The organism is Bdellovibrio bacteriovorus str. Tiberius (genome assembly GCF_000317895.1).
Classification (GTDB): domain Bacteria; phylum Bdellovibrionota; class Bdellovibrionia; order Bdellovibrionales; family Bdellovibrionaceae; genus Bdellovibrio; species Bdellovibrio bacteriovorus_F.
Genome location: NC_019567.1, coordinates 991,602 through 1,005,215, shown reverse-complemented (window position 1 = coordinate 1,005,215; position 13,614 = coordinate 991,602). Strand labels below are relative to the sequence as shown.

At 51.1% G+C, this 13,614-nt stretch carries 13 protein-coding genes; 3 read left to right on the top strand and 10 right to left on the bottom strand.

Annotated features, from left to right (window positions below):
• Positions 1 to 73 precede the first annotated feature (73 nt).
• From BDT_RS04910 to BDT_RS04895, 4 genes are all read right to left on the bottom strand, one after another.
• The gene (locus BDT_RS04910) at positions 74 to 1,048 is read right to left on the bottom strand and encodes a beta-sandwich domain-containing protein (RefSeq protein WP_015090159.1); all 975 of its coding nucleotides are present in this window, start codon (positions 1,046 to 1,048) and stop codon (positions 74 to 76) included.
• Between the two features lie 105 nt (positions 1,049 to 1,153).
• A complete protein-coding gene (locus BDT_RS04905; protein WP_015090158.1) occupies positions 1,154 to 2,518 on the bottom strand; it encodes a beta-sandwich domain-containing protein in 1,365 nt (454 codons plus the stop codon).
• A 70-nt stretch (positions 2,519 to 2,588) separates the two neighbouring features.
• Positions 2,589 to 4,151: a beta-sandwich domain-containing protein gene (locus BDT_RS04900; RefSeq protein WP_015090157.1), complete on the bottom strand. Its 1,563-nt coding sequence runs from the start codon at positions 4,149 to 4,151 to the stop codon at positions 2,589 to 2,591.
• A gap of 142 nt (positions 4,152 to 4,293) precedes the next feature.
• Positions 4,294 to 5,757 carry a beta-sandwich domain-containing protein gene (locus tag BDT_RS04895; RefSeq protein WP_015090156.1) on the bottom strand — a complete coding sequence of 488 codons (1,464 nt, stop codon included), beginning with the start codon at positions 5,755 to 5,757 and terminating at the stop codon, positions 4,294 to 4,296.
• A 244-nt stretch (positions 5,758 to 6,001) separates the two neighbouring features.
• Between BDT_RS04895 and BDT_RS04890 the strand changes: the two genes are divergently transcribed.
• Positions 6,002 to 6,937, top strand: a complete 936-nt coding sequence (locus BDT_RS04890) for a S1 family peptidase (protein WP_015090155.1) — start codon at positions 6,002 to 6,004, stop codon at positions 6,935 to 6,937.
• Here the strand turns inward: BDT_RS04890 and BDT_RS04885 are convergent.
• From BDT_RS04885 to BDT_RS04865, 5 genes are all read right to left on the bottom strand, one after another.
• Complete coding sequence (locus BDT_RS04885) at positions 6,900 to 7,670, bottom strand: TatD family hydrolase (protein ID WP_015090154.1); 771 nt, start codon at positions 7,668 to 7,670, stop codon at positions 6,900 to 6,902. The genes BDT_RS04890 and BDT_RS04885 overlap by 38 nt on opposite strands.
• A gap of 41 nt (positions 7,671 to 7,711) precedes the next feature.
• The gene (locus BDT_RS04880) at positions 7,712 to 8,656 is read right to left on the bottom strand and encodes a DNA polymerase III subunit delta' (protein ID WP_015090153.1); all 945 of its coding nucleotides are present in this window, start codon (positions 8,654 to 8,656) and stop codon (positions 7,712 to 7,714) included.
• 10 nt (positions 8,657 to 8,666) lie between these two features.
• On the bottom strand, positions 8,667 to 9,299 hold the full coding sequence (gene tmk / locus BDT_RS04875) for a dTMP kinase (RefSeq protein ID WP_015090152.1): 633 nt from the start codon (positions 9,297 to 9,299) through the stop codon (positions 8,667 to 8,669).
• An 18-nt stretch (positions 9,300 to 9,317) separates the two neighbouring features.
• Positions 9,318 to 10,481 carry a hypothetical protein gene (locus tag BDT_RS04870; protein WP_015090151.1) on the bottom strand — a complete coding sequence of 388 codons (1,164 nt, stop codon included), beginning with the start codon at positions 10,479 to 10,481 and terminating at the stop codon, positions 9,318 to 9,320.
• A 136-nt stretch (positions 10,482 to 10,617) separates the two neighbouring features.
• A complete protein-coding gene (locus tag BDT_RS04865; protein ID WP_015090150.1) occupies positions 10,618 to 11,088 on the bottom strand; it encodes a hypothetical protein in 471 nt (156 codons plus the stop codon).
• Positions 11,089 to 11,229: 141 nt separating this feature from the next.
• Here BDT_RS04865 and secG point away from each other — a divergent pair, with 141 nt between their 5' ends.
• Positions 11,230 to 11,643: a preprotein translocase subunit SecG gene (secG, locus tag BDT_RS04860; protein ID WP_015090149.1), complete on the top strand. Its 414-nt coding sequence runs from the start codon at positions 11,230 to 11,232 to the stop codon at positions 11,641 to 11,643.
• Positions 11,644 to 11,684: 41 nt separating this feature from the next.
• Positions 11,685 to 12,485 (top strand): AgmX/PglI C-terminal domain-containing protein, encoded by an 801-nt coding sequence (locus BDT_RS04855; protein ID WP_015090148.1) that lies wholly within the window; start codon positions 11,685 to 11,687, stop codon positions 12,483 to 12,485.
• 24 nt (positions 12,486 to 12,509) lie between these two features.
• Here BDT_RS04855 and BDT_RS04850 read toward each other — a convergent pair whose 3' ends face one another.
• On the bottom strand, positions 12,510 to 13,586 hold the full coding sequence (locus BDT_RS04850; RefSeq protein WP_041577048.1) for a phosphatase domain-containing protein: 1,077 nt from the start codon (positions 13,584 to 13,586) through the stop codon (positions 12,510 to 12,512).
• Between the last annotated feature and the right edge of the window lie 28 nt (positions 13,587 to 13,614).

Sequence of the window (13,614 nt, the reverse complement as noted above, 5' to 3'; positions counted from 1 at the left end):
TCATAGACTGGCTTTTAGTGAAAATTACTTAAAATTTCCGCATCTGTACCGCTTTTGGCGGCACTGATGTTTTTTAGTAACGGCTGACTGTCAGGGAAGGACGGTCTTCGCTGGAAATCGCCTTCACAAGTACGTCGGCAACGCCACCCATGGACTCAGCACGGATGTCGATAACTTGAACACGCTCACGCAGGTTCAGGTTCTCGGAAATCGCTGTATCACCCGCGTAAACTGTACCCGTGTTGGTCAGCTCACGAACCTGGATGCGACGGTTGGATTCAGTATACACAGTCGTATCGTGGATTTTAACACCCGCAGCCAAGCCACGGATCTCGATGCGATCCAAAGCGATTGGATAGCGCAGGGTCACACGGAACCACTCACCACCAGTGCGGCGGGTGATCTGGCTGATCTGAGCTGTGCCTTCATAACCATGACCATACTGACCGCCCGGCGCTGGAGGAGGAGTTGGGCGAGTCGGAGCCGGAGTAGGACGGATTGGTTCGTTATTGTGACGACCACCGCCACCACCGTTGCCACGGCCGTTGAAGCGAACTTCAGTCTCTTTTACTTCATACCAGGAACCATCACGGCGAGAGCACGCATATCCACGGGTTTCTTCGGTGCGGTCACGCATGTAGATGATGGAAGTGTATTCACGGCAGTATTCGCCCGTGCGGTTGTTGTAACCTTCACGAGTGGAAGTGAAGCTTCCGCGAGCACCGGTGCGGGAACCATAAGAACGGCCATCCCAGTCGCGGCGGCTGCCGATATTGTCCTGCAAAGAACGTCTTTGCGCTTCTGCCAGAGCCTGACGATCAGCTTCATCCAAGTCCTTGCCGACTTTAGAGCCAATCAATGTTCCAGCCACAGCTCCGATGATGATAGCTGCTTTGTTGCCGTTCCCTTTACCAATTTGCGTACCGATACCGCCACCGATGATACCACCAATGATACCGCCGATAACTTCTTTGTTCGCAAACGCAGGGCTTGTATATTGTACAAGGGAAGCGACAATTACTGATCCTAGAACGAGGTTCTTTTTCATAAAGTCTCCTTAAAAGACTGATTAGTGAATCCGTTGACCCTATATCCAAACTTTGTGCCAAGAAAACCAGTGTCAAAAGGGAACCGAAATTCCCTTAACACACCTTTATTTTGAGCTGATGTCCCGCATAGCTTCGTAGTGGTTGTAAATAACACTGCCGTAAGAGAAGCGGTTCTTACGTGAATCGAACTGCTTCACCAGTTCAATGCGCTCCAAAGGACGCATACCAGGCAAAGAGGCTCTCAAGCTGGCTTGTGCAACCAAAGAGGCTTTTTGCACCAGCTCCTGGTAAGAATTATAAGCCACAGAACCGTAAGAATACGACACACCCTTCGCAAAGAAGGCTTCCAGATCCGTATTCATATCAACATACGTTCTTCTGTTCTGATAAGCTTCTTTCTCAAAGAAACCCGGCGCTTCAGAGTACAGCTTTTTTGAAAGACCCATGTAGGCGTTGTAAGCAACAGATCCATAAGACTGCTGATTCATCTTTCTGGACATCTCGTCAGCTTTCGCCAGCAGCTCTTGAGTGGAACGAAGGTCACAGGCCATTGTCACCTCAAGACCTTTTTCCATCGCATTAAACATTGCCGTGCCCACTGCAGAATACGCATTGTACTGAGTGGAACCATAAGAAGACTGATTCATCTTCTTGAAGTACAAAGCACCCAAAATCTCCAGTTTTTCAAGAGCGGTTTCTTTACCTTCGCGGCTGTTGGCAACTTCGATCATCTTCGCTGCGGTGGCTTGCAGTTCACGTTCAGCCATGTTGTAAACCGGACTGCCGTAGCTTGCAGAGTTTTTCGTGCGGCTGTAAGTTTCCATGTCTGCATCAAGCTGTGCCAGCAATTGAGTCACGTCAGCACGACGAGCGCAGACATTGTTACCACCACCGTGGCCGCCACCATTGCCTGGACGATCAGGGCGCTCAGGACGGTTTGGGCGATCCGGGCGCTGAGGTCTTTCCGGCTGCAGATTGCCCAGAACCAGCTGAGGACGCTCGTCTGTAGACAGCGCCGTCACGCGAACATCTGCATAACCACCATAGGATTCAGCCAGGATGTCGATAGCGACGATGCGGGAACGCAGGTTCAGGTTTTCAGAAACCGCGCGGGAACCCACACCAAACACCGCTGTATTGCGGAATTCACGGATGGAAACACGCTGGCCGTCTTCAGTGATCACGCTGGCATCGTGAATTTTCAAACGCATTGCCAAAGCCGCCACTTCAATGCGCTCCAAAGAAACCGCACGGCGCAGGCTGATGCGATAGTACTCTCCGCCTGATTTACGACTGATACCCTGGATTTCCAAAGTGCCTTCCTGAAGATACTGACCCGGAGGTGGTGGTGGCATCGGAGCTTCAGGGTAACGACCCGGGCGGTTGTCATTGTATTGTGCCATCGCAGGGCTTGTCGCCTGCATCACTGCTGCCGCAGCCAACATTCCAAGAACCAGTTTCTTTTTCATAACATTCTCCAGATTTACAGGTATTTAAACTTCAAAACCCTAATTTCTAATCTCTATTTACCACTCGGCTTTATCTTGAAAGCTTGGATATATCAGTAAAGCTCATCTCACTGTATCCATCGTACTTCACCAACGCATAACCATTGGTATAGACCGCACGCACAGTTCCTGGATGCTGACCATTCAGGATCACGCGGTTGCCTGTGCAGATATTTTTCTTACAATCAGTCTGAAGCCCCAGACGTTTCACATCGATGAAGCTCAGATCAGAGTAACCATCAAAGCGGACAGAAGCGGTGCCATCAGCAAAAGTCTCACGAACTGTTCCGATGAAGTGACCAGAACCATTATAGAAAAGAACACGTGTGCCATTGCTGAGGCCTTGCACAGAAGACGTCGCCTTCACCAGACGAGATGTGTGGATATAGCTGACCTCGCTGTATCCATCAAAGCGGACCTTGGCGGAACCATCTGTGTAGATTTCTTTCACCTGGCCACCAAAAACGCCACTGCCGTTGTTGTACATCACACGGTCATCGACACAGATATTTTTACCGCAAGCCTGATTTTTCATCAGCTTCTTCTGATCGATGAAGCTCAACTCGCTGTAACCGTCAAACTTGATGGAAACTGTGCCATTCACGAAGGCCTCACGGATAGTGCCTGCATAATAGTTGCTGCCGTTGTTGTAGATGATTCTTTCACCCGCACACACAGCACCCACACATTGAACAGACTTTTGCAGGTCTTGACCTTTCAGATAAGAAGGCTCACTGTAACCCGGGAACTTGACCTGTCTGACACCATTGCTAAAGACCAGACTGATCACGCCCACATACTGGTTGCCGTTATCAAACAAAACGCGGTCGCCCACACAGTGAGTGCCCTGGCAGTTCACGGAACGAGCCAGATCCTTCACATCCAGAATTGAATCCTGGCTGTAACCCGGGAAGCTGACACGGGCTTTACCGTTCATGAAGATCTCTTTCACCGTGCCGACATAGTTATTGCCGTTGTTGAACAGAACCTTGTCAGCCACACGAACAGTCGCGGATTCTTCAGCACGGCCCGGAGCTGGAGGAGCTGTTGGAGCTACCGGTGTAGCGACTGCCGGAGCCTGCGCCGTCATGCGCGGCACACCCAGATCAGAAACCGCTCTCACGGACAATTCGCTGATACCACCATAGGATTCAGCGCGGATTTCAATCGCCGCCACTTTCTGATTCAAATTCAAGTTGCCGGAGGACGCGGTCCCACCGATATCCAAAACAGCCGCGTTTCTAAGCTCACGAACGTCGGAACGCTGACCATTGGCCAGAATCAAAGTCACTTCGTGAATTTTCACGCGGGCGTTGCGGGCTTTGATTTCCATATTTTGCAAAGTCAAAGCCTCAGCCAAAGTGATCTTACGGATCTCACCGTCGGTTTTGCGGGACACCTCGCGCACCTGAACTTCGCCCGTGTACTGGCGCTGCACTGTTTGAGTATCAGACCCTGCCTCAGGTGGAGGTGGCGGGAACGCCGTGCCCGTGCCGGCATCATCAAAGCCTGGCAGGTCTGAAATAATATCCGCCTGGGCATTTTGCATCATCGCAAGTGTCGCAAGCACAGTGGCAATCAACCGACGTTTCATAAAGACTCCATACTGTTTTGGTTCCGCAGGCAGTAATCCAAGGTTCGTGCCGCCTGCGGAGGGACTCAAACACAGATAAATTTGTTTTAAAGCTGGTCAACTGTCTCATTCCTGGACAGCGGGCGCCCAAGGGCGCCTTGGACTATCTGGCGCGGGACAAAACCGTATGAGGGCGCACGTACACCTTGCCGTCGTCGTCATCACGAACCGAGATCATGCCGCCGGAATAGGCCCCTTCCACACGGCCTGCATAATAACGGCCATTGCTCAGAGTGGACAGAACACGGTCGCCACGGCAGAAGCCGTTGGCACATTTGACTTCTTTAAACACTACGTTCTGCTGACGAGCATAAGATTTACCGTCGTCGTCATCGCGCACATAAATAAGGCCATTGGAGTAAACCCCTGTCACTGTGCCGAAGTAGTACTTGTCAGTGGATTTGGACATCACACGGTCTTTAATACAAAGACCTGAACTGTGACACTGTACGGATTTAAAGAGGTTCTGGCTTACGCGGAGGTAAACCTTGCTATCATCGTCATCACGAACAGCGAACATACCATTGGAATAGATCTCTTCAATTTTACCGCCGTAGTACTTGGAACCGTCATTCGAGCGGGAAAGAACACGGTCTTTCACACAAAGGGACTCGAGGCAGTTCAATTTGCGGTGGATGACCTTGATATCGCGGAAGTATTCCTTGCCGTCATCTTCATCACGCATTTTCACCATATTATTGGAATATATAGCCATGACTTTACCCATGTAGTTTTTAGACTGAGTCCCCACAGGGTACGCCATGACGTTTTCACCTTCGCACAAACCATTGGATGCACAGGAAATACGTTTGCCTACAGTGGAAATATCGCGAACGTATGTTTTGCCATCGTCATTGTCGCGAACCAGAACCTTGCCGTTCTGATAAACCTCAACCACACGGCCATCATAGTATTTGCCCTGAGAAGAAACCGACACCACAACATCACCGGAACTCAAACGCGTGTCGACCGGACGGCTTGGTTGCGACGGCTGCGTCGGACGATTGGGCTGTGAAGGTGTTGTCGGCGGCGCCACAATCACAGGTCTTTGCACAGACAGGCGAGGAACCGCTCTGTCCCCCACGGCTTTCAGGGAAATCGTCGCCGCATTGGAATAGGACTCCATACGCAGCTCAATCGTGCGGATGTCTTCATTCAGATTCAGGTTTTCAGAGGTCAACACGGTGCCCGATTCAAGCACGTTGCTGTTATGGAATTCACGAATCATATAGCGCTGACCGCTGACGGTCATCACCGTGGCTTCATGGATCTTCAGGCGGCTGGACTGAACTTTCAGCTCCAGATATTTCAAAACAGTGGGTTGAACCAGATTAAAACGATAGGCTTCACCACCGGATTTGCGGCTGATCTGATCCAGGTTCGCCACATCCGTATATTGACGGGTCACGCCCTGATCAGGCATCGGCGGAGGAGGCGGACGGAACGTCTGGCCTTGAGAGCCACCATCGTCAAAGCCCGGCAGGTCCGAAATAATCTCAGCGTGGGCTGAGGCCTGAATCAAAGTCACGGCGGCAAGCAAACCCGCCACCCATTGTGTGTTCTTCATAAAGACGCTCCTGTTTTTAATAGACAGTGCGATTATTCCAAAGTTCGTGCCTCCACAATGGTTCCTAAATAAGCTCTAATTTTGAGCTGGGCATTTTTTACTGACTCAGAATTAGACAGCAGGTCCTTTTTCGGCGCGTTCCCAAGTCCTCACGGTAACTGTGTTTTTGCAGGTTTCAGAAAGAAAACGGGTGACCCCGCAAAGCGTGCGATAGCAATTGATGATCACATCAAGGAGTCATCCCATGAATGCATTTAAAAGCCCCTCCCCGGCCTTAAAAACCCTGGTCGCAGCCCTGACAGCGACCCTTCTTGCCCTGACCGCCTGCAGCCCCCGTTCATTCGGGCCCGCTGCGGAAGAGCCTTCCGACACGTCCCAAACAGGTATTATTAACGGGGACCCGATTCGGGAACGCGGTACCCAAGCCGCCCGCAGCGTGGTCTTGATTGAAATGATCAACAGACACAATCAGGTTCTGGCATTTTGCACCGGCACCCTGATCGCACCACAGACGGTGCTTTCAGCCGGGCATTGTTTCGACGACAGCATCAAAGGCATGACTGGATTCAATATTGTGTTCACGAACAACTATGAGATCTTCGGCCGCAAGATGCTGGTGCGTGAAACCACCCGCCGGGGACTGGCGTATAAACACCACCCGAAATTTAATTCCACCAAACTTTATGATCATGACATCGCCATCGCGACCTTCGATGGCGGCATTCCGGAAGGTTATTCCACGGTCAGTATCGACACCGAATCCAATAGAGATTATTCCGGCCGAAGTGTTTATGTGTATGGCTTTGGACGCTCTAAGGATTACACCGGCAAACCGAACGAAGACCTCTTTGCGTACCTGGGGCAGCTGCATCGTGGAGTTATGCGGATCGATTCCCAATTCAACCGCTACAATGACCGTTATTGGCTGAACTCAAAAGTGCCGGTATTCATCTGTCAGGGGGATTCCGGTGGACCGCAGTTTTCACATGAAAATGGTGTGCTGAAAGTGATCGGAGTCAATTCCGCGGTCTATGGCAAACGCCTGCCAAACGGACAAGTCAGCTGTGCTGGCATTGCCCAGGCGACCAAGGTGGCCCCGTTCGCGCCATGGATCAAAACCACGCGCGCCCAGTTGCTGCAAACTACCACTGAATTTTCGGGAACATTTTCAGAGCATTGATACGCGTCTGCTCACACAGTTGTTCAAGGCTGATCCCTTTCAGGTCAGCCACGAACTTCGCCGTGTGAACAACGTAAGCCGGAGTGTTCTTACGCCCGCGCATCGGGATCGGCGCCAGAAAGGGTGAATCGGTTTCCACATGGATACGATCCAGTGGCAGCATCTTCACTGTTTCACGCAAAGAATCGGCACTTTTGAAAGTCACCACACCACTGATAGAGATATTGAATCCCACGTCCAACGCCTGGCGGGCCAGCCATTCTGTTCCCGTGAAGCAATGGATCAGCCCTGTCAGCTCGCCTTTGAATTCTTTTAAAATCTCGATCGTGTCTTCTTCCGCATCGCGGGTGTGAATCTCGACCGGCATTTTTGTTCTGCGGGCGATTTCAAGCTGCGCGCGGAAGGCTTCCTTCTGAAGTTCACGCGGGGAATTGTCATAATAATAATCCAGACCGATTTCACCGACAGCCACCACACAAGGTTCACTGACGTGGTCTTCGATAAATTTACCGGCAGCTTCCGTGTAAACGCCACCGTCATGAGGATGCACACCCAAAGTGCAGTACACTTCCGGATAATATTTACGGGCGATATCCAGAACGATCGGATGATCTTCCGGCTGGGTGCCGATGGTGATGATCTTCTTCACGCCCACGGCCTTCGCATTGTTGATAGCGGCTTCAACACCCTCTTCGAGCATATTCAAATGTGCGTGAATATCGATCCATTCCATAGGGCAAGTATAACAGCCGCACCGGATTGTGACAATGCGGTTTACGCCTTGGAAGTTACGTAGAATTCTTCGATGATCAGCTGCGGATCACGATTGGCGGCAAAGGCCAGCTCCACTTGGAGTGCTTTCTGAATCAAATTCAGAATTCGTGAACGCTCAAGCTCTGCCAGGACCTTAATCAGCGGGGCCTGATCCAGATTCACAATCTGAGTTTTGGCACCCTCTTGCAGACAAATGGCATCTTTTAAGAAGCCAATCCAATAAGAAATCATGCGCTGCCCTTGAGCGCGGTCTTTGAACTCGGTTCTCCACAGTTCATTTAGAAGGAAGTCGGCATCCTGAATAAACAAAGTCAGAAGCTCGACCGCCTTTTCGCGCACTTCCTGTTCAGGACCTTCCTGCAACTGAGCCAGCTTTTCAAAGCTGCCCCCCGCCGCCTTCAAAGCCCAGGCTGGCGCTTTCACGCGCTTCCCCAGATCTTCCTGCGTCAGTGGACGGAACTGCACAATGCGGGATCGCGACCGAATGGTGGGCAGAATCCCCGCCACACTTGGAGCAATCAAAAAGAAGAACGTGCCTTCTGGCGGTTCTTCCAAAGTTTTTAGCAAGGCATTGGCCGCCTGTGGATTCAGGGTTTGCGCCTGATCAATAACGATCACACGATTGCCGGTCAGACTGCGCAGACTGAGAAATTCAAGAACCTCTTTGGCCTGTTCCATTTTGATGTTGGCACCATTGGGTGCAATCACCTTCAGGCCTTCATGAGACCCTTGAGAAATTCGGAAGCAAGAGGGACATTTACCACAGCCCCGCGGGCTGGAAGGACAAAGCAGAGCCTGTGCCAGACCCATCGCGGTCAGCTTCTTGCCGATGCCGCCCGGACCGACAAACAAAAAGGTCTGACCGGGCTTTCCGTTTTCGAAAGACTCGACCATTTTTTTGATTGTTTCCTGATGTCCTAAGACGAAATCCAGCATGCGGGCCATAGTTGCGTCCTTACAGAACTTTTCGTTCAGTCAAAGACTGCAACAGCTGTTTAAACAAAACTTCCTGGGTTTCACGCGCATCCAGCACGATCCACGCAGCGGCGTCTTCACGAGACTGCTTCAGGAAAGACTGACGAACGTTTTCATGGAAAGTGTCGGCTTCAGATTCAATACGGTCTTCGGTTTCACCGGTAACAGCACCACGCCCCTGACGGCGGCGACGGCTTTCTTCCACAGACAAATCCAAAAGAACGGTGATGTCGGCTTTCAAACCGCCGGTGGCAAAAGTGTTCAGCATGACCACATCGGCTTCAGAGATCGCACGGCCGCCGCTTTGAAACGCGACAGAGCTTGCCGCAAAACGATCACACAGAACCCAGGTGCCCGCAGCCAAAGCCGGACGAATCACCTGATCCACGTGCTGGGAACGGCTGGCTTCATATAGCAGCAATTCTGTACGCGGGGTTGGGGCCGGGCCTTCCTTACGAAGAATCATGTTGCGGATTTCATCACCCAGCGGGGTTCCGCCGGGCTCACGGGTGCGCAAAAAGTTGATGGCTCTGTTTTGCAGCTCACGCTCCAACGCCGCCATCAAAGAACTTTTGCCGGAGCCGTCCAGCCCCTCAAATACGATAAATTTCATTTTGCACCGCAAGATAGATTAGTTGAATACAGGGCCGCAAGCACGACGCCCACCTAAGTGGACTTTGTCAGATATTGCGGTGTAGACGTCAACAAATCGCATCGCGACAAGGCGCACAGAACCCTTCACATCGCCTATTTGGACTCTGACGAATCCTTTGACCAGCGGTGACACGGTTATGCGGATCAAAGCCTGGCGTTCAAAGCGGTTGGTGAACGTCAAAAGGTCCGCCAGCGGTGGTGGCGGGAATCCAAGACTGGAGCTCAATCCGGAAGAGAAAAACTCAGGCGAAGAGGTGCTGTAACCCGGGATCGCTGGTGGATAGAACGAAGACCCCTTCAGGGTCTCTGCACCATCACGGCGGCCCATGGTAATACCGGCTTTACCGACCACACCGATCACAGTGATGGCCGCCTTGGTGTTGTCGAATTTCTCAGAGTTATGGAAGATCTCAAACACGAAAGCTTTTTTGGTTTTGTTAAAGGCAATGCTGAAACCGACTTCGTCAGCTCCCCCGCCGCCTTTTCTTAGAACGCCGGCTTCAGCCAGAATCCCGGCAGAAACACTTAAACCAAATTCATTGGAATCAATCACAAGCGGGGCCTGAGACCACAGTTTGTAATCCAGACCACGCAAGATGCTTTGTACAGCCTGCTGGCTGCGCACTTGGAAGGTTCTTTGCGCCTGGGACTCGACAACAGTTTCTTTCCCGAAGGCCTTTTTCACTTTGATTTTCACAAAACTCAGACCATCGCCCACCAGGCTGCCCGCCCCGTAAACGAACTTGGTGGAATTCAGAATGCGCGCGGCATTCGTCAAAAACATCAGACGCATTTCATGGAATTTCTTGCGGCGATCTTCCGGCAGGCTTTCAAACGGCTCCAAAGGATCAGTTTCAGCGACAGAGCCACCACGGGCGATGATCTGTTCACGCACTTTATCCGGGATCTTCAGACCCAATGATTCCTTCATGCTTTCGCGATTCGGAGTCGTTTCAAATTCATAGATTTGTTCGCCCTTGCCGACTTTGATTCGCAGTTTGTCCTGCTCGGCGACCTGCGCTTTTTCAAGCGTGCTTTCCACGATCTCGGTCTCAACCGACGAAAGATCCTCGGCCCAGGCTGGGACCCAAGTTGAGACAAGCAATGCCGCAAAGGTAAGGGAGCGAACTACGTTTTTCATATTAAGCGGTGAAAAATGCAATCCAAGGACCGGGCTTTTAGCAATGCTAACTATATGATTTCTCGATTTTCCGCTGTCTAAGGCTTAGACGGCAGGCCCTAGCCCGCCACCAGTTCGAGCTGAGGCGTGGGACCCCTTAAAACTCAACCACCCATGTTCCTGCGGAGGTTTTATTGAACTTGTACATAATCAACGGCAGTTCGATGGGTTCCGGGGATTTGCCGATCTGCTTTCCGATTCCGTTCACGGCTTCGGCAAAATTGAAACTGCGGCTGCGACCGGGATCCATGCCTCCGGCAATGCGGGCGAGGGTCATTCTAAGCGAAGGCGGATAGGTATTTACCACCACCACGGCAGTGGCTTTTGTTTCGGTCAGGAGCTTGACCTCCACCACTTCGACTTCAGATTTCTTCAGCATGAATTCCTGATAGGACTTATTCAGCCATTCGGATTGTTTGATGGAATCATCGGCTTCGATCTTCAGCTGTTCCTGGAATTTCTTTTCCCCCAGCTCCAATGCGAGCTTTTTGATCTTTCCTTCCTGAGAAGTACAGGCCGACAGAAGCACAAAAAATAGGCAGAGCGAAAGACGAAGGGTGTTTTTCATAACCTCTATGGTGATCAATATGGACTGAAGACTCAACAGACTCATGACGTGATGCGATATGTTGCCCAAAACGGGTCACTTTGGGGTGGACGAAAACCGCCATTATCCATATATTTGGGGGTCTTTGGGAGATTACATAAAATGAGTACATTTATCGGCGTATTGCATATCATCGTAGCCCTTGTTTTGATCATCTTGGTTTTGATCCAAGATTCCAAATCTGATGGCGCTCTGGGCATGGGTGGATCTTCCGGTTCCAACTCTTTGTTGGGTGCAACTGGCGCTCAATCTTTGGCTGGTAAAATGACAGTATGGGCAGCAATCATCTTCGCGGTGACTTGCCTGGCTTTGGCGACTTTGACTTCTTCCAAAACCAAATCCGTCGTAGACAGCCTTCCGTTGCCAACAGCTCCGGCACAAGAGCACTTCCCGACTGAAGGTACGACAGATGCTGGCGCGGCTGCGGCTGTTCCTGCTGCAGAGACTGCTCCGGCAGCAACTCCAGCTGCTTCTCCTGCTGCCCCGGCTGCGACTGCAGCTCCTGCACAGAAGTAATTTTAGTGCCTTCCTGACAGGTTCTTCGCTATAGTTCTCCTATGGCGAAGAACAACTGGCTGATTCCATCTCTGATTATCGTAGGCGTATTAAGCGTCGCCCTTTCTCTCTTCATCTCAACTCAGACTGAAAAAACCAAACCCGGTGCCCGTCCTTTGGCGCGACTGGAATTGAATCTGGGTAAAGTCTTTGTTCTTCGCAACAACATGACCAACAAAGAAACCCTGACCCGCAAGGCAACTTTGTTTGCGCTGGATTCCGTTGAAACCAGTGTTGATGGCGATGCCACCATGGAATTTGATTCCTCTTACCGCATTCGTGTGCCGGAAAATTCTTTGATCACCCTGGATGAAGAAAACGAGCGCATTGTTCTGATCATCAAACGCGGCGATCTGCAGGTTGAAAACTATGGCCGCGAAGGCAGCGTTTATATTTCAAAAGACGGTGTGCGCTGGACAGCGACTGACTATGAAATGAACTATAAAAAACAAGCGCCGACGGAAACCCTGCCGGAACTTGCGCCCGCGGAAACCCCGGTGACGAATCAAAAACCGGTGGAAGGCCTGACGTCAGAATTCATTCAGGACACGCTGAAAACCCACCGCAGTTCATTCTTTAAATGCTACACGCAACTGCTGCAAAGAACTCCGGGCGTGGTGGGGCAAGCGTCAATCAGCTTCACCATTGAACGCACCGGCAAAGTCAGCCAGGCCGACATTGCCAGCAGCAGTCTGAGCGATGCTCAATTCAAAAAATGTCTTCTGGAAGCTGTCCGCCGCGTGGAATTCAAAGTCTTTGGCGGTGATCCGATCACCACCGTCTTCCCACTGCGTTTTGAATAATGAAAGGGCCTTCGTTCTGAAGGCCTAACGATAATCGTGCAGGTAATCAATGCGGTCCGGGATCCAGGGTTCATGCACCCCTTCCATCTCGTACACGCGCCCTTCATCCACCAGTTTTTCTTTTAGTGGTGCCACACTTGGCTGATACGAAGAGTGCAGCAGACCTTTTTCGATGAAGAACGGACGGACTTCATTGTAAGCGCGTTCACCCAAAACCCCGCGGCGAATGAATTCATCAAAGCTCTTCATCAGCTCTTCCGGAGTAAAACCATAGTTGTAAACCATGTCCTGAATCACGGCATAGATGCCATCCTGATTCAAACGGCCATCCTGATACATGTCCAGCGCGACCTGGAAAGTATTGTAAGTGGCCAAAGTGCGCCGGCCGAATTTCAGGTAATAGTCCGGATCGGTGTCGGTGGCCAGATTGATATAGATCTTTGCCACCGGATCATTTTCAGGAATTTGCGCCTGCAGTTCCAAAATTGTATTCACCTGTTCACCGGTGACATTCAGCTTTTCCAGCGTCGTGCGAATGTCATTGGTGCCCAGTCGGCGTGAACAAATATCAGAATAAAGATTATAGATGATGGCATCAGTTTCACTGTCATCGCCCCAGCAGATCTGGCGCACATTTTCGCCCAGACGCGTGCGCAGCTGCATCAGCGCCTGCAGCTTGTAACCGACCTGTTTCGTCAGACGCCAGAAACGGCCTGGACGCAAGTTCGCCAGATTGTCTTTATAGAAACAACCAAAGGGACGGATGTTGTCCAAAGAAAACTTTTCCGAGATACGTTCTTCCATCTGCGGCGGTGAAGCCGTGATGAAATAGATCGGAAAGTACATGTAACCTTTTTGCTGCTTGCGGTATTCAGACAGGGATTGCAAAAGCGTGTTGGTGCCCGGAATGTTTTTCTTGTTCAGGGCGCGCTCAAGGATCGTGGTCATCAGACCAGACAGGGAATCAATCGTGGTGTCCAGATAAGTCTTATCCAGATCCCACAGAAAAACTTCCTCGTGACTTTTCTCCATGCCCTCGGACACGTAACGGAAAAAAACCACATCACCATTCATCTCACTACGATCACGCCAATCAGCCATGGGCTTATTCTGACACAGCCCCACGGCT